This window comes from Kitasatospora sp. NPDC004669, assembly GCF_040609455.1.
Classification (GTDB): domain Bacteria; phylum Actinomycetota; class Actinomycetes; order Streptomycetales; family Streptomycetaceae; genus Kitasatospora.
Map to the genome: position 1 here is coordinate 74,287 of NZ_JBEXKB010000021.1, position 22,103 is coordinate 96,389.

Annotated in this window: 16 protein-coding genes and 1 riboswitch; of the genes, 8 read left to right on the forward strand and 8 right to left on the reverse strand. The window is 73.5% G+C overall.

What is annotated here, in order from left to right; genetic code table 11:
• Positions 1–301 precede the first annotated feature (301 nt).
• Positions 302–478: riboswitch (M-box (ykoK) riboswitch) on the reverse strand.
• Between the two features lie 184 nt (positions 479–662).
• Positions 663–1,964, forward strand: coding sequence for a DUF3533 domain-containing protein (locus tag ABZW30_RS19550; protein WP_355672372.1), 1,302 nt, complete (start codon positions 663–665; stop codon positions 1,962–1,964).
• Positions 1,965–1,986: 22 nt separating this feature from the next.
• On the opposite strand, the gene fdhD is transcribed toward ABZW30_RS19550, so the two are convergent.
• From fdhD to ABZW30_RS19565, 3 genes are all read right to left on the reverse strand, one after another.
• Entirely contained in the window at positions 1,987–2,859 is an 873-nt protein-coding gene (fdhD, locus tag ABZW30_RS19555) for a formate dehydrogenase accessory sulfurtransferase FdhD (RefSeq protein ID WP_355672373.1), read from the reverse strand.
• 195 nt (positions 2,860–3,054) lie between these two features.
• A complete protein-coding gene (locus tag ABZW30_RS19560; protein ID WP_355672374.1) occupies positions 3,055–3,534 on the reverse strand; it encodes a GreA/GreB family elongation factor in 480 nt (159 codons plus the stop codon).
• Between the two features lie 105 nt (positions 3,535–3,639).
• Positions 3,640–5,775, reverse strand: a complete 2,136-nt coding sequence (locus ABZW30_RS19565; RefSeq protein WP_355672425.1) for a UvrD-helicase domain-containing protein — start codon at positions 5,773–5,775, stop codon at positions 3,640–3,642.
• A 521-nt stretch (positions 5,776–6,296) separates the two neighbouring features.
• Between ABZW30_RS19565 and ABZW30_RS19570 the strand changes: the two genes are divergently transcribed.
• Together ABZW30_RS19570 and ABZW30_RS19575 are read left to right on the forward strand one after the other, a co-directional pair.
• The gene (locus tag ABZW30_RS19570; RefSeq protein WP_355672375.1) at positions 6,297–7,739 is read left to right on the forward strand and encodes a glyceraldehyde-3-phosphate dehydrogenase; all 1,443 of its coding nucleotides are present in this window, start codon (positions 6,297–6,299) and stop codon (positions 7,737–7,739) included.
• Positions 7,740–7,954: 215 nt separating this feature from the next.
• Entirely contained in the window at positions 7,955–8,815 is an 861-nt protein-coding gene (locus ABZW30_RS19575) for a hypothetical protein (protein WP_355672376.1), read from the forward strand.
• 28 nt (positions 8,816–8,843) lie between these two features.
• Here the strand turns inward: ABZW30_RS19575 and ABZW30_RS19580 are convergent, their stop codons facing one another.
• Positions 8,844–9,173: a hypothetical protein gene (locus tag ABZW30_RS19580; protein WP_355672377.1), complete on the reverse strand. Its 330-nt coding sequence runs from the start codon at positions 9,171–9,173 to the stop codon at positions 8,844–8,846.
• A gap of 256 nt (positions 9,174–9,429) precedes the next feature.
• Here ABZW30_RS19580 and ABZW30_RS19585 point away from each other — a divergent pair, with 256 nt between their 5' ends.
• The 3 genes from ABZW30_RS19585 to ABZW30_RS19595 all read left to right on the forward strand — a co-directional run bounded on the left by ABZW30_RS19585 (position 9,430) and on the right by ABZW30_RS19595 (position 15,354).
• The gene (locus ABZW30_RS19585; protein ID WP_355672378.1) at positions 9,430–10,464 is read left to right on the forward strand and encodes a hypothetical protein; all 1,035 of its coding nucleotides are present in this window, start codon (positions 9,430–9,432) and stop codon (positions 10,462–10,464) included.
• Positions 10,465–10,576: 112 nt separating this feature from the next.
• Positions 10,577–12,448, forward strand: a complete 1,872-nt coding sequence (locus tag ABZW30_RS19590) for an HSP90 family protein (protein ID WP_355672379.1) — start codon at positions 10,577–10,579, stop codon at positions 12,446–12,448.
• Positions 12,448–15,354, forward strand: coding sequence for a hypothetical protein (locus ABZW30_RS19595; protein ID WP_355672380.1), 2,907 nt, complete (start codon positions 12,448–12,450; stop codon positions 15,352–15,354). The genes ABZW30_RS19590 and ABZW30_RS19595 overlap by 1 nt, the downstream gene beginning before the upstream one ends.
• Positions 15,355–15,407: 53 nt before the next feature.
• On the opposite strand, the gene ABZW30_RS19600 is transcribed toward ABZW30_RS19595, so the two are convergent.
• Positions 15,408–16,694: a carbohydrate-binding protein gene (locus ABZW30_RS19600; RefSeq protein ID WP_355672381.1), complete on the reverse strand. Its 1,287-nt coding sequence runs from the start codon at positions 16,692–16,694 to the stop codon at positions 15,408–15,410.
• Between the two features lie 343 nt (positions 16,695–17,037).
• Between ABZW30_RS19600 and ABZW30_RS19605 the strand changes: the two genes are divergently transcribed.
• A complete protein-coding gene (locus ABZW30_RS19605) occupies positions 17,038–17,358 on the forward strand; it encodes a hypothetical protein (protein WP_355672382.1) in 321 nt (106 codons plus the stop codon).
• Between the two features lie 92 nt (positions 17,359–17,450).
• Here ABZW30_RS19605 and ABZW30_RS19610 read toward each other — a convergent pair whose 3' ends face one another.
• From ABZW30_RS19610 to ABZW30_RS19620, 3 genes are all read right to left on the reverse strand, one after another.
• A complete protein-coding gene (locus tag ABZW30_RS19610; protein ID WP_355672383.1) occupies positions 17,451–18,431 on the reverse strand; it encodes an AsnC family transcriptional regulator in 981 nt (326 codons plus the stop codon).
• Positions 18,421–19,866 carry an MFS transporter gene (locus ABZW30_RS19615; RefSeq protein ID WP_355672384.1) on the reverse strand — a complete coding sequence of 482 codons (1,446 nt, stop codon included), beginning with the start codon at positions 19,864–19,866 and terminating at the stop codon, positions 18,421–18,423. Before ABZW30_RS19615 ends, ABZW30_RS19610 begins: the two co-directional genes overlap by 11 nt.
• Positions 19,867–19,996: 130 nt before the next feature.
• Positions 19,997–20,875 (reverse strand): LysR substrate-binding domain-containing protein, encoded by an 879-nt coding sequence (locus tag ABZW30_RS19620; RefSeq protein WP_355672385.1) that lies wholly within the window; start codon positions 20,873–20,875, stop codon positions 19,997–19,999.
• A 107-nt stretch (positions 20,876–20,982) separates the two neighbouring features.
• On the opposite strand from ABZW30_RS19620, the gene ABZW30_RS19625 reads away from it, so the two are divergent.
• The gene (locus ABZW30_RS19625; protein ID WP_355672386.1) at positions 20,983–21,909 is read left to right on the forward strand and encodes a DMT family transporter; all 927 of its coding nucleotides are present in this window, start codon (positions 20,983–20,985) and stop codon (positions 21,907–21,909) included.
• Positions 21,910–22,103 lie beyond the last annotated feature (194 nt).

The following is a 22,103-nucleotide window of genomic DNA, read 5'->3' on the forward strand; positions in this document are numbered from 1 at the left end:
GGGGGCGCGCAGCAGCAATTCTCCCTGCGTGCGGGCACGGCGCATCGGCGCGCGGTGGTGCGCGCCCGTTCGGGCGCGGCGAGGCCGCGTGCGTGGTCCGTGCTGATGCGGATGCGCCGTCAGATCTGCGCGCAGGGAAGATTGTTACCGCGTGCCGGAGGTGTGCGAGGGCAGGCGGGGGCAGGGGCTACTGTGGCCCGGACTACTGCAATCCACGTCTCTCGCCTCCTCCCGGTCGACGCACCCCGTGGTGCGTGTCATCGACGCGGCAAGGAGTTCGCCGGCGCGCGAAGCGACCGCCGGTTCACCCCAACTCGTCAGAGCTTTGGCACTCCACGGCGTGTCCAGCCTGTCCGGCCGGAAGCCACTTCGGATCAACCCTTAGGTCGGGAGGATCTGTCCTAACCCTGGGCGTCTCTCGACGTCGTCGGATCAGTGGCCTGTGTCCGTGAAGAAGCCTCACCGAACGAGGTGCCTTCTTCAAACCTCCAGAAGCATAGAACGCCCGGAGCCCGATACTTGCGCACTTGGTAGAATCTTTACCTTTCCGGAGGTGTGCCACCCGTCCAGGTGACGCGGGTTTGACCACCCCGCCGCCACGGAACGATTTCCCGCCGTACCCGGCAGCGGCAGCAGGTCGTGCCCATTACCCGAGGGGTGGCATGGCGACCGCAGGCTCCCAGGGGGCTCCCCGGCAGGCGAGGGCGCTGGCACTCGCCCGGCGCCCGAAACTGTGGCTCTTCCCGAGCATCCTGTGCGGCCTGGTGGCCGTGCTGCTCTCACTGCTCTACATGGGCGGCATCATCAACCCGACCGGCAATCTGCACCGGCTGCCGATCGCCCTGGTGAACGGCGATCAGGGCCCGCCGCCACCGGGACGGGCGGTGAACCTCGGCACCGAGCTGGCCCGGGCGGTGGTGGCCGGAACCCCCGACGACACCGTCGACTGGCGGCAGACGGACGCCGCCGGGGTGGGCGACCTGCTCGCCTCCGGCAAGGTCTACGGTGCGCTGCTCGTGCCGCAGGGCTTCACCGCCACCGTCACCAAGCTGGCCACCGGCGGGGCCACCGAACGGCCCACCCTCACCGTCCTCACCAACCCGGGCCTGGGCAGCCTCGGCTCCTCGATGGCCGCGCAGATCGCCCAGAACGCCGCCCACCAGGCCTCCGTCGCGGCCGGCCGGCAACTGCTGGCCGCCGCACCGGCCTCCGGCGCCCGGGGCCCGGACACCGGCGCCACCGCCCGGCTGCTGCTCGCCGACCCGATCGCCGTCGCCACCGAGGTCGGCCACCCGATCGGCAGCCACAGCGGCCTCGGCCTGAGCGCCTTCTACTACACCCTGCTGGCCGTGCTGACCGGCTTCATCGGCGGCAACATCATCCACAACGGCGTCGACGGCGCGCTCGGCTACAGCGACAGCGAGATCGGCCCCTGGCACACCCGCCGCCCCACCGTCCCGATCAACCGCACCCAGACCCTGCTGCTCAAGATGGTCATGACGGCCGGGATCGTGCTGCTCACCACCAGCCTGGTGCTGCTCTGCACGGTCGGGATCCTCGGCATGGACGCCCCGCACCAGGCGATGCTCTGGTTGTTCTCCTACTGCGCCAGCCTCGCCGTGGGCCTCGGGGTGCAGGCGATCAACGCCGCGTTCGGCGGGATCGGGCAGCTGGTGTCCATGTTCGTCTTCATCGCGCTGGCCCTGCCCTCCTCCGGGGCGACCGTCCCCCTCCAGGCGGTGCCCGACTTCTACCGCTTCCTCGGCGTCTTCGAGCCGATGCGTCAGCTGAGCGAGGGCATCCGGGCGATCATCTTCTTCGACGCCCGGGGCGACGCCGGACTGGCCCGCGGCTGGACCATGATCGCCGTCGGCGCGGTGCTCGCCGTGGTCTTCGGCTTCGCGATGACCCGCTACTACGACCGCAAGGGCCTGCACCGCTGGACGCCCCAGCCCTCCGACTAGGAGCCCTTCGTCACGGTCACCGTCAGGTGCTCATGACCGGCCGGTCGCTCCGGGTGCTGTGGTCGTCGTCGCGCACGTCGATCCGGTCCGCGCGGGTGTAGACGTTCATCGAGTCGCCGCGCATGAAGCCGACCAGGGTCAGTCCGCTCTCCTCGGCCAGGTCCACCGCCAGCGAGGAGGGCGCGGAGACGGCGGCGAGCATCGGGACGCCCGCCATCACGGCCTTCTGGACGAGTTCGAAGGAGGCCCGGCCGCTGACCATCAGCACCGTGCCGCGGGCCGGGAGCAGGCCCTCGCGCAGCGCGTGGCCGACCACCTTGTCCACCGCGTTGTGTCGGCCCACGTCCTCGCGCAGGCAGAGCAGCCGGCCCTCGGCGTCGAACAGCCCGGCCGCGTGCAGGCCGCCGGTGCTGTCGAAGATCTTCTGGGCCGCGCGCAGCCGGTCGGGCAGCGCGGACAGCAGCTCGGGGGTGACCCGCAGGTCGTCCTCGGCGACGCTCCAGGGCGCGGTGGTGCGCACCGCGTCCAGGCTGGCCTTGCCGCACAGGCCGCAGGAGGAGGTGGTGTAGAAGTTGCGCTCCAGCGAGGCGTCCGGGGCGGGCACGCCGCGGGCGAGCACGACGTCCACCACGTTGTAGGTGTTGCCGCCGTCGGCGGTCGCCCCGGCGCAGTAGCGGATCCCGGCCAGGTGGTCGGCGGCGTGCAGCACGCCCTCGCTCACCAGGAAGCCGGCCGCCAGGTCGAAGTCGCTGCCGGGGGTGCGCATGGTGACCGTCAGCGGGCGCCCGCCGACCCGGATCTCCATCGGCTCCTCGGCGGCCAGGGTGTCGGGGCGGTGCGAGGGCACGCCCTTGCGCAGCCGCAGCACCCTGCGCGGTACGGTCACTCGGCCCATCGTCGTCGGCTCCTCGGTGGTGTGCTCGTGGCGGACTGTACGGACGATCCTCGCGCGTTGCGGGGCCGGGGGTGCGTCGGGCGGTCGGCGCCGGGCAGGTGGCGGCGGCCGCGCGCGGTGGTGACGGCAAGTACAGCACGCCCACCGCCGCCATGGCGATGAGCGTGTTCCGGGGCCGGCAAAGACGGCTGACCGCTATCCGCTGTTCCCCGTTGAGTTCCCCACCGACAGCACCACCGCGCTCGCCGCGCCGCCCGGCGTCTCGTAGTTCACCGTGTCCCCGGCGTGCCGACCCAACAGCGCCTTCCCGAGCGGACTGTCGTAGGTCACCAGGGTCAGCTCCCGCTCCTCCGCCACCTCCGAGATCTCGACCGTCTCCTCGGCCCCGTCCCCGAACCGCACGGTCACCGTCGAGCCCACCCCCACCACCTCCGTCGACGGCGCCCCGGCCGCCTCGGCCTCCCGCAACCGCCCCTCCAACTCGGCGATCCGCCGGTCCAGCCGCGTCACCTCCGACGCCCGCTGCAACTCGTCCGCCGCATCCGCCCGGTCGCCCACCGGGTCCTCGCCCCGCAGCGTCGCGGCCACCTCCCCCCGCTCCATCCGCAGCTGTGCCAGCTCCTCCCGCACGGCACGCAGCCCCTCGGCACTGATCGGTTCCGGCCCACCGCTCATGGGAAGCTCCCGGGTCTCTCACGGAACGCTCGAACACCGGCCGCCTCCATTACCCCACCCCACCGGGCCCCCGGCAAATCCGCGGACGACTGCCGGGACAGTGCGTCACCGAGCGAGAGGCCGCGCCGCGACGACCGGTTCGAGGAAGACGCTGGGCGCGCCGTGCCAGGAGACGGAAAGAGCCTCCCGCGCCCGCGTGCACGCCACGAAGAGCAGGCTGAGCTCGCCGTTCAGGTCCTCCCGGTGCTGCTGCGGGTCCGTGTCCTCCGGGGTGATCGCGTTGCGCATGGGCACCACGCCGTCGCTCACACCCGCGACGGCGACGCAGCGGAACTCCAGCCCCTTCATCCGGTGCATGGTCCCGATCCGCACACCGGGGGACGGCGCGTTGCCGAGCAGGTAGGCGGGCGTTCCGGCCTGCTCCAGGGCCTGGGCGATTTCGCGGCCGAGTTGGACGGTCCGGGCGGCGACGCCGATGTCCTCCGGGCTCACGCCCGAGGTGGTCCACTCCTCGATGCGGGCGACGAGTGCCCGGATCTCCTCGGACTTGTCGGCGTGACCGTGCGTCTCGGGGTGCGCGCCGTGCAGGGTCGAGTGGTAGCCCACGAGGGACTCCTCCCCGCCGTCCATGTCGTCCGGGCGTTCGCCGGTGAGCAGGGAGGCGGACCAGCCGAGGATCTCTTGTGTGGTCCGGTAGTTGATCCGCAGCCGGGAGGACCGCCCGACCACCTGGATCCCGAGCGAGCGCAGCGAGACCTTGTTCCCGTAGATCCGCTGGTGCGGGTCGCCGGCGAGGAACAGGTCGTCCGGCCCGGGTGCGACGAGTGCGCGGAGGAACCGCCACTGCGCGGGGTGCAGGTCCTGCGCCTCGTCGATCACCACGTGCCGGAACGGGCGGTCCCCCTGCTCGTCGAGCACCCGCGCGGCCTGCGCGCAGACCTGGAGGAACGTCCACTCCCCGGCCTGCCGCAGCTCCTCCTCGAACGCGGCCACCGCGCGCCACAGTTGGGCCTTCTTCAGCGGTCCGAGGGGCGTGCCCCGACCGGACCGCGATGCCTTCAGGTACTGCTCCGGGCCGTCGATCGCCTGGGCCAGGACGACCTGGCGCCACTCCTGGTCCAGGAAGACGTCGGTGAAGTCGACCCCGAGCCGCTGGGCGACCCGCCCCCAGCGGGCGAGGACCGCGCGCTGGTTGAAGACGATCTTCAGCGGAGCGCCGCCGCGGGAGCGGCGCAGGACCTCGTTGGCCAACGCGTCGACGGTGACCACCCGGACCTTCGCCCTGATCCGCTCGTCCGTGACGAGCAGGGCGAGGCAGCGTTCCAGCTCCGCGGCGAGGTCCTTGGTGTAGGTGGTGAGCAGTATCGACCCGTCGGGGACGTCCGGCGGCAGCCGGCGCGCCAGGTGGTAGGTCCGGTGCAGGGCCACCACGGTCTTGCCGGTCCCCGGGCCGCCGGTGACGCGGGCGGGCCCGTTGTACGAGTCCCGGTAGGCGATCCGGTACTGGGCCGGGTGCAGGAAGATCCGCCACGCGTCGAACGGGCGCTCCAGGATCTCCAGCAACTCTTCGGGGCAGGACACCAGCGCGACCCGGCCACGCGCGTGGGCCATCGCCGAGACCAGCCCGTCCTCGGGCTGCGCGGCGCTCACCGGAGCCGCCGCCCGTGCGTACGCCTGGACGATCTCACGGTCGATGTCGGCCGGCTCCATGCCGCTGGCGAGGCCGATCAGGACGTCGAACTGCTGCTCCGGCAGGACCCGGTGGAGCGCTTCCAGGTGGGCTTCGTCGGGCAGCAGCCGGATGATCGGCAGGATCTCCTCGTCGATGCCCAGGCTGCGCAGGACCTTGTCGGAACGGTCGGCGAAGAGCCGCCGGGGTTCGTCGGGGGCCCGGGTCCGCAGGGACGCGGTGGCACGTTCCAGGGCGACGTCGTTGCGGATCTCGACGCCCTGGGTGGCGGCGTTGACCGAGGCCCGGTGCTTGTACGCCCAGTCGTTGGCCTTGTCGTGCGGGAGGACCTTCAGCAGCAGGTAGCCGTCGCCCCGGTCGGCCTTGAGGACGACACCGCGCCAGAAGTCGGTGATCCGGATGGTCCGGATCCGGGGGTCCCGCTGATGGGTGAGCTTCTCCAGGTGCGCGCCGGCGTGCGTCGCCCCGGTGAACTTCTCGAAGGTCTCGAAGACCCTCCGCTGCACCGACTTCTCCAAGCCCGCGAATTCCATCAGGAAGTCCCGGTGCATACCCAGCGTCGCCACGCAGGCCCCCTCACGTCTCTGTCCGGTCGGGCAGTCCGATCACTGTACTGGCCCTGATGATCACTCGGGGTGGGGCCGGACGGCTGCCGTACGCCCCCCCGAGGCGGGAGGGGACGCATGGGGCGCATCGGCCGCGGCACTGTGCTCGGGAGGCGCTACCAGCTGGAAATCCCTCTGGGGCGTGGGTCGATGAGGCACGCGTGGCGGGGCGAGGACCAGCACCTGGGTCGAACGTCGCCGTGAAGACCGTCCCGGCCGAACCGCTCGCCGATCCGGCGGGCCGGGCGAGCGCGATGCGCCGTTTCGAGCGGTTGGGCGCCCGTGCTGTCGGAACGGGGCCCGCGGGCGGGTCCTGAGGGTGGCGGTGATCACCTTTGGGGGTGGGGCGGCGGGTGGAAGCGCAGGTGGGAGGCTCGGGTGGGACGGTCGGAGGAGGGACCGGCCGCTGGGTCGGGGGCGGGCGAAGCTACCATGTGCGCAACACCCTCAGCTCGAAAGATGGACTTGTGACTGTCAACGACGACGTGTTCACGGACTGGAAGAACCGCGAGGAGATCGCGGAGTCGATGATCCCGATCATCGGGCGGCTGCACCGGGAGAAGGACGTCACTGTCCTGCTCCACAGCCGTTCCCTGGTGAACAAGTCGGTGGTCAGCATCCTCAAGACGCACCGCTTCGCCCGGCAGATCGCGGGCGAGGAGCTCTCGGTCACCGAGACCATGCCGTTCCTGCAGGCGCTGACCACCCTGGACCTCGGCCCCTCGCAGATCGACCTCGGGATGCTCGCCTCGACCTACCGGGCGGACGACCGCGGCCTGTCGGTGGAGGAGTTCACCGCCCAGGCCGTCGCCGGTGCCACCGGTGAGAACAAGCTGGAGCGCCGGTCCGCGCAGGACGTCGTGCTGTACGGGTTCGGCCGCATCGGCCGCCTGGTCGCCCGCCTGCTGATCGAGAAGGCCTCCGGCAACGGCCTGCGCCTGAAGGCCATCGTCGTGCGCAACGGCGGCGGCGACGACCTGGTCAAGCGCGCCTCGCTGCTGCGCCGGGACTCCATCCACGGCCAGTTCCAGGGCACCATCACCGTCGACGAGGCGAACAACAAGATCGTCGTCAACGGCAACGAGATCACGGTGATCTACTCCGACGACCCGAGCAAGGTCGACTACACGGAGTACGGGATCAACGACGCGATCCTGATCGACAACACCGGCAAGTGGCGCGACCGCGAGGGCCTGTCCAAGCACCTGCGCCCCGGCATCGCCAAGGTCGTGCTGACCGCCCCGGGCAAGGGCGACGTCCCGAACATCGTGCACGGCGTCAACCACGACATGATCAAGCCGGACGAGCAGATCATCTCCTGCGCCTCCTGCACCACCAACGCCATCGTCCCGCCGCTGAAGGCGATGGAGGACGAGTACGGCGTCGTGCGCGGCCACGTGGAGACCGTCCACTCGTTCACCAACGACCAGAACCTGCTGGACAACTACCACAAGGCCGACCGCCGCGGCCGCTCGGCGCCGCTCAACATGGTGATCACCGAGACCGGTGCCGCCTCGGCCGTCGCCAAGGCCCTGCCGGACCTCAAGGCGAAGATCACCGGCAGCTCGATCCGCGTGCCGGTGCCGGACGTGTCCATCGCGATCCTGAACCTGCAGCTGAAGCGCGAGACCAACCGCGAGGAGGTCCTCGACTACCTGCGGAACATCTCGCTGACCTCCCCGCTGAAGCGTCAGATCGACTTCACCGACTCGCCCGACGCGGTCTCCAGCGACTTCATCGGCTCGCGCCACGCCTCGATCGTGGACGCCGGCGCGACCAAGGTCGAGGGCGACAACGCGATCCTGTACCTGTGGTACGACAACGAGTTCGGCTACTCCTGCCAGGTCGTCCGGGTCGTGCAGTACATCTCGGGTGTCGAGTACCCGACCTACCCGGCTCCGGCGGTCTGATCCACCGGTTGGGCTGTTCCGGCGGGGCGGTGACCTTTCGGTCGCCGCCCCGTCGGCGTTCCCGGGGGTGTTCCCGGGGGTGTTCGTGCGGGGGGCTCTCGGGAGGGTGGGTGCTGGGGGCGGGTGAGGCGGTTCGTGTGCGGGGAACCCGGGGCGGGTGTGGTGTGGGGCGGTCGCTATCTTGAGGGGTCACGGGCAGCCGTAAGGGAGCGGGCATGGGGATGGGTGGTCGGCGGATGGCCGCCGGGGTGGCGGTCGGGGTGCTGACGGGCGTGCTGGCCGGGTGTTCGTCCGGTGGGTCGGAGGACGCCAAGGGGGCCTCGGGGGCGTCGAGTTCGGCGGTGACGGGTTCGGTGGCGACGGGTTCGGTGGCGACGGGCGCGGCGGCGACGGGCGCGGCGGGCGGTACGGCCACGACCTCCGCGGCGGCGCCGTCCGCGTCCGCGGCCGGGGCGGGAGCCGCGCCGTCGGCGGCCGGTGCCGCGACGGCCGGGGCCACCGCCGGGGCCGGGAGCGGGGCGCCGGTGCCGCCGCCCGCTGCCGCGGCGACGCCCGGGGCGGATCTGGAGGGGGTGCTGCTGGACGACAAGGTCGTCGGGCAGGTGCTGCCGGACGTCAAGGCGATGGCCGGGTGGGACGAGGAGAAGCGCAAGGTCGACACCGCCGACCACGCCACCACCTGCACGGCTTCGACCCCCTGTGCGGGCAGGCCGCTGAGCGGGTCGGTCCGGTTCTCCTCGGGGGACCTGGTCACCCGCTTCCTGGTGGACACGCTGCCGAGCCGGGACGCGGCCAAGGACCGGCTGAAGGAGACGTACGCCTCCTACCCCGTCGGGCCGTTCCACAAGGTCGACACCCCGGTGCTGGGCAGCGAGAGCCAGGCCTTCGTCGGGCCGCTGTCCGCGGGTGACGGGGTGAGCATCGTGGTCCGCTCGGGCACCGTGGTGGCGAGCGTGACCACCGAGGGCGGTCCGGTGGATGTGAACGCCGCCCGGCGGTTCGCGGTGATGCTGGTCAAGCGGATCGAGCAGGCGCAGTCGGGGAAGGCGCCGGACGCCGGGGTCGGCCCGGCCTGACCGCGGTAGGGCGCGGCTGCGGCCTGCCTCAGGGACAGGCCGGCGGCTCGTGCTGCCCGAGCGCCAGCAGGGTGTCCACCGCGCAGTGCGGTACCCGCCAGCCGGGCAGCGGGCCGTCTGCGTCCGTCAGCTCGGCGCAGGCGGTGGTGACGGCGGCCTCGGCGGCGAGCAGGTGGTCGGCGAGGACGAAGACCACGCCGTCCACGGTGCCCGGGCCGACCAGGATCCGGGCGTGTTCGATTCTGGCGGGACCGTGGACCGCGCGCGCCGGCCCGTCCCGGACGGTCTCCGGGGTGGGCGGGCGCTCGGTCGCGGGGGCGTCGTCCGGGGCGCTGAGGTGGAAGCGGATGACGTGCACGGGAGCAAGCCTGACGGATCGTCGGTGCGATCGGCGGCCTCGGGACTGTCAGGAAACTGTCAGGCAGCAGGATGTCACCCCGTCCCATCTGGAACGTCGTCTCGTGGGAACGTCGCCGCCGCCCCCGCGCCGCACCCCGCCCCCGGACGTCGCTGGGCTGGGGAAACGGATGTCGGTCACCCGTGATATGTACTCATCTGGCGTGGCCACTGTGCGGCCGTGCGAAAGATGCCGATGATGTTCGAGGGGGCCACACATGCCGCTGTTCCGACGCCGCTCGGGCGGGGAGGGCGCGCAGGACCGGGCCGGTCGGCGCGGGTTCGGGTTCGGCGGACGGGCCGCCGGGGCGCCCGCGGTCGCCCGTGCCGCGGAGCCGCGGCTGGACCCGACCTTCGGTGACGAGTCCGTCCGGCTGATGCTCGGGCAGGCCGCGGCCGGGGACTGGACGGCGCTGCGGCCCGCGCTGGCCGCCGCGGACGGGGCCGACCTGACCTGGCTGGCCGGCTCGATCGCCGACGTGTCCGGGGTCGAGCGGTGGACGGCCCGCGCGATGGCCGACGCGCCGGACGACGCGCTGCCGCTGCTGCTGTCCGGCGCCCGGCACGTCACCTGGGCCTGGGAGGCGCGGACCGGCGCCCGGGCCAAGCACGTCACCGAGGAGCAGTGGAAGCTGTTCCACGAGCGGCTGGACACCGCCGAGGAGCAGCTGCTGGAGGTTGCCGAGCGTGAGCCGTCCTGGCTCGCCCCCTGGTACTTCCTGCAGATCAGCGCCCGCGGCGCCTCGCTCGCCCCGGACGTCGCCACCTGCCGCTTCGAGGCCGCCGTCCGGCGCGTGCCCGGGCACCCCGGCTCGCACCGCCAGCGGCTCCAGCAGCTGTGCGCCAAGTGGGGCGGCTCGCACGACGCGATGCACGAGTTCGCCCGATCCTCGATGCTGGCCGCCCCCGAGGGCAGCCAGCTCGGCGAACTGGTGGCGCTCGCCCACCTGGAGCGCTGGCTGGACCTCCCGGACGGCGAGGACCACGCCTACCTGTCCAGCCCCACCGTACTGGCCGAGCTGCAGGAGGCCGCCTTCCGGTCCGTCCTGCACCCGGACTTCGTCCCGGTCCGCGGCTGGCAGGCGAGCTTCAACACCTTCGCCATGGCCTTCTCGCTCGCCGACCAGCGCAAGACCGCGCGGCTGCTGTTCGACGCGCTGGACGGCCTCGTCACCGAGTCGCCCTGGCACTACCTGGCCGGCGACCCGGTCAAGGCCTACCGTGCCCACCGCGACCGTTGCGCCACGTACTGACGCCGAGCCGCGTACCGCTGCCGAGCCGCCTACCGGTGCCGAGCCACGCACCGCTGACGCCACGCCGCGTCCCCTGAACCCTTCACCCCCCTCGCGATCGAAAGAGCCTCCGGTGTCCCCATCCGACAACCCGACGAGTGCGCACACCTTCCAGGTGGACCTGCGCGGCCTGGTGGACCTGCTCTCCCACCATCTCTACTCCAGCCCGCGGGTCTACCTGCGCGAGCTGTTGCAGAACGCGGTGGACGCTATCTCCGCCCGCCGCGCCCTCGACCCCGAGGCGCCCGCGGCGATCACCGTCCGCGCCGACGACGAGCTGTCCGTCACCGACACCGGCATCGGCCTGACCGAGAAGGACGTCCACACCTTCCTCGCCACCATCGGCCGCAGCTCCAAGCGCGACGCCGACGGCCGCCTGGACGGCGCCGGACTGGCCAAGGCCCGCGGCGACTTCATCGGCCAGTTCGGCATCGGTCTGCTCGCCTGCTTCGTGGTCGCCGACGAGATCACCGTGGTCACCCGTTCCGCCGCCACCCCGGACGCCCCGGTGATCGAGTGGCGCGGCAGCTCCGACGGCAGCTACACCATCCGCACCCTGCCCGCCGAGGCCAAGCCCGAGCCCGGCACCACCGTCACCCTCGCCCCGCGCGCCGACGCCGCCGAGTGGACCCGCTCCGGCCGGGTGCTCTCCCTCGCCCGGGACTTCGGCAGCCTGCTGCGCCACGACGTCACCGTCATCGACGCGAACGGCACCGCGCACCGGGTCAACCGCACCCCGCCATGGGCCGAGCGGCACGCCTCCCCGCTGGCCCGGCGCGACGCGCTCGCCGAGTACTGCCGCGCCACCTTCGACTTCACCCCGCTCGACACCATCGAGCTGAACCTCCCGCTGGTCGGCCTGCGCGGCGTCGCGTACGTCCTGCCCGACGCCGCCGCGCCCTCGCGCCGCAACGGCCACCGGGTCCACCTCAAGGGCATGCTGCTCTCCGACCAGGCCGACGAACTGCTGCCGGACTGGGCCTTCTTCGTCCGCTGCGTGGTGGACACCGACGGGCTGCGCCCCACCGCCTCGCGCGAGGGCCTGTACGCCGACGAGACGCTGTCGGCCGTCCGCGAGGCGCTCGGCGCCAGGATCCGCGACTGGCTGACCGGCCTGTCCGCGAGCGACCCGGCGCTGCTGCACCGCTTCCTCTCCGTGCACCACCTGGCCGTCAAGGAACTCGCCCGCTACGACGACGAGTTGCTGCGGATGATGCTGCCCTGGCTGCCGTTCGAGACCACCGACGGCAACGTCACCCTGGACGAGTTCGCCCGCAGCCACCCGGTGGTGCTGGTGACCCGTACGGTCGAGGAGTTCCGCCAGGTCGCCCCGATCGCCGGCGCGGCCGGTCTCGGCGTGGTCAACGGCGGCTACACCTACGACCGCGACCTGGTGCACCGGCTGCCCGAGATCCGCCCCGGCGTCTCGGTCGCCGACCTCGACCCGGGCACCGTCACCGCGCACCTGGACAGCGTGGACCCGGCCGCAGAGCTGGCCGCCAACGCCTTCCTGGCGATCGCCCGCGAGGTGGTCGGCCGCTTCGACTGCGACGTCGCCCTCCGCAGCTTCCATCCGACCAACGCGCCCGCCCTGCTGCTCGACAACCGGGAGGCCCGGCACGAGCGCACCCGCGCCCAACTCGCCGACGAGGCCGACGGGTTGTGGGCGGACATCCTGGGTTCGCTGCGCGCCGAGGCGCCCCGCGCCCAGCTGGTGCTGAACCACCTCAACCCGCTGGTGCGCCGCGCCGCGACGGTCACCAACCGCGAGTTGGCGGTCACCGCCGTCGAGGCGCTGTACGGGCAGGCCGTGCTGATGACCCGCCGCCCGCTCAAGGCCAGCGAGTCCGCGCTGCTGAACCGCTCGTTCATCAGCCTGCTCGACCACGCGATGCTCGGCCACGAGGCGGCCGGCGCCGCCGGCACCGACGAGAAGGAGGCGTGATGCTGGACACCCCCGACGCGGTGATGGCCGGGCTGCGCGAGAACGACGCCCGCCCGTACGGCCGCACCCGCACCGTCACCGCCGAGGAACTCGTCGACGCCGCCGAGCAGTTCGAGGACACCGGCGTACGGTCGATGGCGCTGCTGGAGCTGATGGAGGCGTACGAGTACGACGGCGAGCGCAGCAAGATCCCGGTGGTCTTCGCCCGCGTGCTCAAGCTCTGGGACACCGACCCGGACGGGTTCGGCGAGTGGGCCCGGCACCAGGTGTTCTGGCGCTTCAAGTGGGTGGCCGTCGCTCTGCTCGACACTCCGGACGTGCCGCTGGCGGCCATCCGCCGCTGGCACACCGAGCTGCGGGACCGCTACCGGGCGGCCGGCTACGACCTCCAGCCGTACTACGCCCAGCGCTACCACCTGGCCGTGCACGCCGGCACCGACGTCCAGGATGCCTACGAGCTGTGGGCGGCCCGCCCGCGCTCCGAGCTCAGCGACTGCCACGCCTGCGAGACCCGCGCTCGCGCCGACCACCAGGTGGCGGCCGGCGACGACGCGCTGGCCCTGGAGGTCATGCAGCCCGTCCTCACCGGCCGGAGCACCTGTGCGGAGGAGCCCTTCCGGAGCCACGCCGCCGCTCTGCTGCCGCTGCTGCGTCAGGGCCGCCTCGATGAGGCCCGCTCCAGCCACCTGGTCGGTTACCGCTTCGCTCGCGGCAAGGCCGGAATGGTGCGACCGGTCGGCCAGCACATCGAGTTCTGCGCTCTCACCGGCAACGAGGCGCGCGGCCTGGAGATCCTCGCCGAGAACCGCGACCTGTTCGCCGTCAACGGCGACCCGCTCGGAGTGCTCGACTTCCTCACCGGCGTCGAGGTGCTGATCGCCGCCCTGGCGCGGGCCGGCCACGGCGATCTCACGGTCAGCGGCCCGGTCGGTACCGCCTGGACGGTGGACACCCTGCTCGCCCACGTGCGTACCGAGGCCGACGCGCTGGCCGCCCGCTTCGACGCCCGCAACGGCACCGACGCTGTCAGCGCCAACCGCAGTGCCCGGCTGGCCCGCGACCCGCTGTTGGCCGAGCCGCTGGCGCTCGGAGTGCGGGCGGTTGCCGCGCCCGAGCTGGCAGCCGCCCCCGCCGTCGCCCCGGCGCCGCGTCGGACCGTCGAGGTGGAGCCGGAGGACTTCACCGCCCTGGTGCTGCGGGCCCGTGAGCTGGAGGTGGTCGGCCACCCCGACGCCGACCGGCTCTGGAAGCGGATCGTCGAGCGCGCCGGCGCCGAGGGCTTCGTCCATCCCGAGAGCGTCGAACTCGGCGGCCCCGAGCGGCTGGCCGCCGAACTCGCCGAGCAGCGCGCCCACGAGGCGCTGCAGCGCGACGAGCACGCCGAGGGCAAGGCGGGCCTGCTGGCCGCCGCCGAGCTGTACGAGCAGGCCGGGCTGCCCGGCCCGGCGCTGATGGTCCGCACCCGCACGCTGATCGCCGAACTCGGCGACGTCGACGGCGCGGTGGCCGACTGGACGGCGCTGGACGCCGCGCTGGCCCGGGCCGAGGACCTGCGGGCGGCGGGCACGCTGACCGACGACGACTACCTGATCATCCTGCAGTCGCGCGCCTACGCCGCCCACCACGACATGGTCGAGGCGCTGCCCGAGCCCTCCGACGGGACCGCGGCGCGCTTCGAGGCCGCCGTCGGCGCCTACCGGCAGACCGCCGTCGCCCTCGGCTCCGCCCGTCGGGCCGCGACCTCCCGGCAGTACACGGCCGACGCCGCCGCCCGGCAGGGCCGCCTGGCCGATGCGTCGGCCGAACTGCGCGAGGTGCTGGCGCAGTTGGACGCGGCCGAACTGCCCTGGCACACCCCGCGGGTACTCGGCCTGCTCGGCCAGGTGCTGCTGCAGGACGGCGAACCCGCCCAGGCCGTCGAGGTGTTCCACCGGGCGCTGGCCGAGGCGGTGCGCTGGGGCGACGACTCCTACCCGTACGCGCCGACGTACATGATGCTCGGCCACGCGAGCATGCAGGTGGAGGACCTCGGCGGTGCGGTCCGGGCGCTCTCGGAGGCCGCCGCGCGCTACGACCGCCAGGGCGGGACCGCCGTCGAGGAGGCCGCCCAGGTCCGGCTGCAGTTGGCCGATGTGCTGCGCGGCACCGGACGCACGGCGGACGCGGTGGCCGTCCTGGAGTCGGTGCTGGACGCCGCGACCGGCGGCCTGGACGTGCGGATGCTCGCCCAGGTCCGGCTCGACCTCGCCCGGGGCCTGGTCGAACTGGACGAGCACCGGGACGCCGCCGAGGAGTACCTGCGCCTGGCCGACCTGGTGGCGGACTGGGAGGACCAGCAGACCCACACCATGGTCGCCTGCGAGGCCACCCTCGCGCTCGCCCAGGCGGACCGCTGGGACGCCGCCGAGGCGGCCCTGGAGCGGGCTCGCGAGGCCCACCGCAGGGCCCCGCAGCTGGACCAACTGGCGGCGACTCTGCGCGAGTTGGCGCGGCTCACGATCTGCGGCAGGGGCGCCGAGTGGCTGGACGCGGCGCTCGCCCTGCTCGCCGAGGCGGACGCGCTCGGCGAGGCCGCCGAGCAGAGCGGCGAGGAGTACAACAGCTGGTACCTGCGCGGCGGTTCGCACCATGAGCGGGCGCGCTGCCTGGCCGTCGCCGACCGGCACGAGGAGGCGCTCGCCGAGGTCGAGCGGGCGATCGCGGTCTACGAGCAGGGCGGCGAGGAGGCCGAGTCGCCACGGGCGGAGTCCGTGCGGCTGGCCGCGCTGATCGAGGGCGGCGATCTCGGGCGCCCCCGGGCGGCGGTGGCCCGGCTGACCGACGGGATCACCCGCTGCGAGGCGGCCGGGCTGCCGGAGGCGGCGCGGATCCTGGCCGAGCTGCGCGAGCGGTTCACCTCCGACTGACCTGGAAGCGGCGGGCGTTGTGCACGCCCGCCGCTGTCGTCCAGGTGTTCCGGTCAGCAGGGGCCGTCGTCGGCCCAGACGCCCCACTGGCCGCTGGCGCTCGGCACCTCGTTCAGCGTCCACCACTTGGCGTGGTAGTCGTGCCCGTTGTACGAGACCTTGGCGCCCGCCGTGTACGTGGTGCTCGCGTTCCACGCCGGGGCGGTGCAGGTGCCCGGATTGCCGGTCGGGGTGCCGGGACCGGTCGGCGGGGTCGACGGGGGTGTGGTGGGCGGGGTCGCCCCGGCGAACTTCACCGTGTACTTGGTGAAGTCCCAGTCGCTCTGCGCCACGCTGGAACAGGAGCCGGACAGCCCCGGGTCCACCGGGCCCGGGCACTGGCGGTCCCGGTTGACCGACCAGTAGGTGTACCGGGCCAGGCCGTGCGCGGTGGCGAAGTCCAGCACGGTCTGGAAGTCCGCCTGGTGGAAGTACTCGGCGGCGTCGGTGCGGCCGTTCATCATCGACACGCCCTCGTGGGCGTACGCGGTGGCCTCGGTCCAGCCGAAGGTGGTCTGCAGGATCTGGTTGAACTTCACCAGCGCGTCGGTCTGCGCGGCGGCTCCGTTGAAGCCGCCGTCGAACGGCATGATCGAGTAGTTGTTCGGAGTGAAGCCCTGGGACTTGGCCTCGCCCAGCATCTGGGTGCCGAACCAGCCGGTGCCCGCGTTGGTCCCGGCGGTGGTGATCGAGATGTACAGCCCCGGGTTGTTCTGCTGGAGGATGCGGGCGGCGCCGATCTCGTTGTGGATCGCGGCCGTGTTCTCGTACTCGGGCTCCTCCAGGTCGAAGTCGATCGCCTTGAGGCCGTACTTGGTGATCACCCGCTGGTACCCGGCCGCGGTCGCCTCGGGCGTGCCGCAGACCTGGCCCAGCTTGGTGCCGCCGTACCCGCCGACCGACACCGAGACGTCCCCGCCCTTGGCGCGGACGGTCTGGATGACGTTGGGCATGGTGGTGTCGGAGTCGATCGAGGAGGTGCCGCCCCAGGCGGGCGAACAGCTGTTGCCCTGGGCGAGGACGAAGGCCAGCTGGAAGGCCTTCTGCCCGGTGGCGTCCATCACGGCGGCGGCGTCCGGCGGGCTGTTGTCCTCGGGCATCAGGTACGGCGCCGAGGCGTACCAGTTGCTGCCCAGTCCGCCCGCCCCGGTGGCGGCGACGGTGTCGGCGGAGGCGGAGCCGGTGCCGGTCAGCGCGGCGACACCGCCGGCGACCAGGCCGAGCACGCCGGCCACGGCGAGCGCGGCGCGGGATCCGCGCTTCGTCGGGGCGGTGGGCTGTGGGGGAAGAGCGCGTTCCATCGGAAGCCTTTCCAGGAAGCGGCGGTGGGGGAAGGTCGGCCCTGGTCGCGCCCGGTGTGGGGGTGGCGCGACGGCCGAACGGGCCGTCGGCGGCGGGTAGTTGCCGATGGTCATCACTGGTATAGACCTGTTGAGGAGGGGTGGTCAACCCCTGGAAGGTCAAGGCGTTCGGGGTGCTCGGCCCGGAGCGCGGAGCGAAGTCGCTCGATCGCCGGGTGAGTCCATGGCAGGATGGGGCCCATGACGATCAACCGAAAGGCCCGTGCCGCGTAGACGGCCGGGGCAGGTCCGGGCGGAGCTTCCGTGTCGCCGGACGCGTCAGAGGCGGCATGCGATCGACGGTGTGTCCGCAGGGGCGCTCGCCGAGATCGCGCGGCTCGAACGGACGCGGAACTATCTGCAGCCGGGGGACGTGGGGGCTGCGCTGTGGCGGTGGCGGGAGTACGTTCATCGCCCGGAGCGCCTGTTGTGGCGCGACTACGAGTTCGGCGACGGGCATTGCGACTGCTGTGGTTCCCCGTGGCGCGCCCGCCATCTCCTCGATGCCGCGCTTCGGGCGATGTCGCCGCGCGGCGCCCGTGAACTCCGTGCCGTTGTGGGCCGGTTCGATGCGGTGTGGAACACGCCCACGCCGCCGTATCTCGCGCCGGCCCCGTGGGTTTGAGGAGCCGACGCCGCCCCTGCGTCCCGGCCGATGTGATCGCCCGTCGCCCGTCGCCCGTCGCCCGTCGCCCGTCGCCCGTCGCCCGTCATCCGTCATCCGTCGTGCCGCAGCGCCGCACGCAGTGCCGGAACCGGCCCCGCCGCCTTCAGCGTCCGCAGCACCGGCGCCGACTCCAGCCCGGTGATCGCCGCGACGCCCCCCAGCCGACGGGTGAGATAGCGGTGCAGGTCCGCCGGGTCGGTGCACAGGGCGAGCGCCGCGAGGTTGCTGGGGCCGGTGGTGGCGGCGACGAAGGCGAGCTCCCGGTGGGTGGCCAGGGTGCGGCCGACCTCGTCGAGGTGGGTCGGGGCGACGCTCAGCCAGAGCAGTGCCTGCATGTCCGCCCCCAGCAGTCGGGGGTCCAGCTCGACGTCGAGGAAGACCGCCCCGTCGGCCCGCAGTTCGGCCAGGCGCCGCGCGACGGTGGCCGGGGTGCGCCCGGTGGCGGCGGCGAGCTCGCCGAGGGGCGTGCGCCCGTCCACGTGCAGCGCGCCGAGCAGCGCCCGGTCGGCGGCGTCCAGGCCGCCGGAGGGCCCGCTCACGAGCACGGGCCGGAGCCGGGCCTGCTGCTCCTCGGTGAGCGCCTCGGTGCTGACCGGCCAGGCGGTCGGGCCGCCCCGGTAGGTGTGCAGCAGGCAGTGCGCGGAGACGGCGGTGACGGCGGCGGTGCGCGGGATGTCGCGCAGCAGCAGACTGTGGCCGTCCGGCCCGGGGGCGGTCTCCACGATCGCGGTGATCTCGGTGCCGCCGGAGGTGAGCTTCACCCAGGCCGTGTCGTCGCGCCGGGCCAGCGCCCGGGCGAGCTGCTGCGCGGTGTTCGGCCCGGCGGTCAGGCGCAGCAGCCACTGCGCCCGCCCGGCCCGGTGCGGGTCGGCGAGCCCGACGACCCGCAGCCCGGCCTCGGCCCGCAGTCGCCGGTAGCGGCGGGCGACGGTCTGCGGGGACACGTCGAGCACGGCTGCGATCCGGCTGAACGGGGCGCGCCCGTCGACCCGCAGGGCGTGCACGAGGGCGCGGTCGAGCTCATCGAGCATGTGTCGGTTCCCGGTGGTCGGAGGCGCGGCCGTCCCATTCTGCCGCGTGGCGGGCGGTCATCACCCGCCCCGCCACTGCGGCGGCCGCCAGTGCCGCCACCGTCACCCAGCAGGCCCGCTGCGCCCCGGCGGCGGACGGGTCGGCCAGGTAGAGCCGCCCGAGCAGTGCGACGCCCAGGGTGGCGCCGAGCTGTTGGACGGCGTTGAGCAGCCCCGCCGCCGAGCCCGTCTCCTGTGGCCGCAGCGGCTGCAGCGCGGTGGTGAAGAAGGCCGGGGTGAACAGCCCCTGCCCGAGGCCGACCACCGCGAGCGCGTACGGCAGCAACTCCGGCCGCTCGCCGGTACGGTAGGCAGCCACGGCGACCAGCAGTCCGGTCGCCATCACGGCGAGTCCGACGGGCATCACCCGCGCCCCGTACCGCCGGACCAGTGCGCCGCCCGCCCACAGCGACCCGGCCGCGAGCCCGGCCGACATCGGGAGCAGGGTCAGTCCGCAGGTCAACGCGTCCGCACCGGAGGCGAGTTGGAGCTGCAGGACGACGACCAGGGTGAGCCCGGTGGTGACCGCGAAGGCCAGTGCCAGGGCGACCAGCGCGGCCGGGAACCGGAGTGAGCGGAACAGGCTCGGCTCGACCAGGGTGTCCGCGCCGCGCCGGGCGCCGTAGCGCTGGTGGGCGGCGAAGAGGAGCGCGAGCACCGCCCCGGCGGCCACCAGGACCCACGAGCCGCCACCGCTCAGCAGCGGCAGCACGACCGACCCGGTGGCCAGGGCGGCGAGCGTGCTGCCGAGCGGGTCGAGGTCGGGGCGGCGCGGGGCGCGGTCCTCGGCGAGCAGCGGGGCGAGGGCCAGGACGACGAGCGAGAGCGGCAGGTTGACCAGGAAGACCGCGCGCCAGGAGGAGCCGAACAGGTCGGCGTGGGTGAGCAGCCCGCCGAGCACCGGTCCGGCCACCGCCGCGAGCCCCATCACCGGCCCGATCGTTCCGAGTGCCCGGGCCGTCTCCTCGCCCCGGAACATGGCCTTGATCAGCCCGATGGTCTGCGGCACGATCACGGCCGCCGCCGCGCCCTGGACGGCCCGGAAGGCGAGCAGCGCGTCGAGGGTGGGCGCGCAGGCGCAGGCCAGCGAGGCGAGCAGGAAGCCCGCGACGCCGATCCGGAACATCCGGCGCCGTCCGAGCCGGTCGCCGAGTCGTCCGCCGGTCAGGAGCAGGACGGCGAACGGCAGGGTGTAGGCGGAGGTCAGCCAGGGCACGGTCGCCGTCGGCCCGCCCAGCTCGGCGTGCATGCGCGGGGCGGCGACCTGCACGATCGTCGCGTCCAGCAGGTTCATCGCCTCGGCGGTGAGCAGCGCGCAGAGCGCCCACCAACGGTGCGGGTGGGCCGACGGCGGGTGGACGGACGGCGGGTGGACGGACGGCGGGTGGACGGACAAGAGAGGGCTCCCTGGGATGAGTGGCCGGAACGCCGCCACCTTCCGTTCGGACGACCACTGCCACCAGCCAACGCCGCCCCGATCCACGAAAAGCTCCACCGCCCCTGCTCCGGGCGTCGAAAAGCTCCACTCAGACCAGGGCGGTGACCCCCACCCCCGAAAGTAGCCCGCTGACCGCCGGCGACCACGGTCGGCCGGTCGGCCCGGTGAGCGTCAGTGTCCGGTGCACGGCCGGACGGATCGGCACCAGGACGCAGTCCGCCGGCAGCATGGTCAGCGCCAGCGCCGGCATCACCGAGACCCCGACGCCCGCGTGCACCATGGCGATCAGCGTGTTGAGGTCGCGGATCCGGTGCCGGGGTGTGAAGCGGGTGCCGGCCCGCCGGTAGGCCTCGCGGATCTGGCGCTCGCAGCCGCCCTCGGAGAGCAGGAAGTCGTCGTCCTCCAGGTCGGCCACGTGGATGGTCTCCTGCCCGGCGAGCGGGTGGTCGCGGCGCAGCAGCGCGTGCATGGAGTCGGCGCCGAGCGCGACCGCCCCGGGCGGTAGCGGCCCGGCGTCCACCAGTACGGCGGCGTCCACCGTGCCGGCCTCCAGCCAAGCGGCCAGCTCGGCGTCCTCGCCCTCGAAGAGCCGTACGGTGACCTGCGGGTACGCCGCCTTCCAGTCCCGCAGCAGCCCGGGCAACAGCGCCTGGCAGACGGTGGTCGGCGCGGCCAGCCGCACGGTGCCGGTCAGGCCGCCGGTGTGCCGGGTGGCGATGGCGCGCACGGCGGCGGCGGAGGCGACGGCGGTGCGGGCGTGCGGCAGGACCTGCTCGCCGAGCGGGGTGGGCCGGCAGGGGCTGCCGCGCCGCAGTACGGGCGCGCCGAGCGAGCGCTCCAGCGCGGCGACGGCGTGCGAGACGGCGGACTGGCTGATGCCCAGCTCGTCGGCGGCCGCGCCGAAGCCGCCGGTGTCGGCGACCGCGACCAGCGCCCTGAGCTGGGCCAGGTTGACCTCCGAGGCCATGAGACTTCCTCATCCTTCCGACATCGCCACTTGTTGGACTCATGCTCCGCCGCCGGGCCACCCTCTGTCCAGAACACAACGGGAGGACGGACGGGGAGGTGGTCGGGGTGCGGCGCTGGTTGCCGGGCTTCGTGGCACTGTCGGCGATCTGGGGCGCGAGCTTCGCCCTGATCAAGGTGGCGGTCGAGGCCGGGGTTGCGCCGGTGTGGGTGGCGCTGTGGCGCAGCCTGCTCGGCGCGGTCACGCTGTGGATCGTCCTGTTGCTGCGCGGCGAGCGGGCCCCGCGCGACCGGGCGCTGTGGGGGCACTCGGCGATGGTCGCGGTGCTGCTCAACACCGTGCCGTTCACCCTGTTCTCCTTCGGCGAGACCCGGGTCAGCTCGGTGCTGGCCGGGGTGATGAATGCGACCACCCCGCTGTTCACCCTGCTGTTCGCGGTGCTCACCGTCCCCGAGGATCGCCGCCCGGGCGCCCGCCGGCTCTGCGGCCTCGCGCTCGGTTTCGTCGGCGTGCTCACCGTCCTCGGGGCGTGGCACGGCCTCGGTTCCGGCGCGACCGTGGGCGCCCTCGCCTGCCTGTCCGCCGCCTGCTGCTACGGCGCCGGCTTCGCCTACCTGCGCCGCTTCCTGTCCGGCCGCCCGGAGTCGGTGACCACCCTCTCCGCGCTCCAGATCGGCTGCGCCGCCGCCGAGTTGGGCCTGGTCGCCCCGCTCGCCGCGGGCGCCCCGCACTGGCCGGGAGCCGCCGCGGCCGGCGCCCTGCTGGTGCTCGGCGGGCTCGGTACGGGCCTGGCGTACCTGCTCAACCTCGGCCTGATCCGGGCGGCGGGCACCGCCGTCGCCTCCGCCGTCACCTATGTCATGCCGCTGTGGTCCACCGCCCTCGGGGCGGCCTTCCTGGCCGAGCCGGTCGGCTGGAACGCCCTCGCCGGCGGCGTCCTGGTGATCGCCGCGGTCGCCCTGACCCGGCCGCGCCGACTTCCCGCCGCCTCCGCTGTTCCTCCACCCCCGAAGGAGCGTCAGCCGGTCGGTTAGGGTGACCGGGCGGACCGGGACCCGCGGCCGGTGGCTGGTGGCCGTCCGGGCCGCGCTGCGGGCCCATCCGTTGCGCTTCCCGCTCACCCGCCGGGTGCCGCACTGCCGGGCGCACCGGTTCTGCGGCGCGCCGCTCGGGCCGCCGTTGCCGGTCCCGGCGGGCCCTGACGGCCGGTGCTCGGCGGATTACGGTT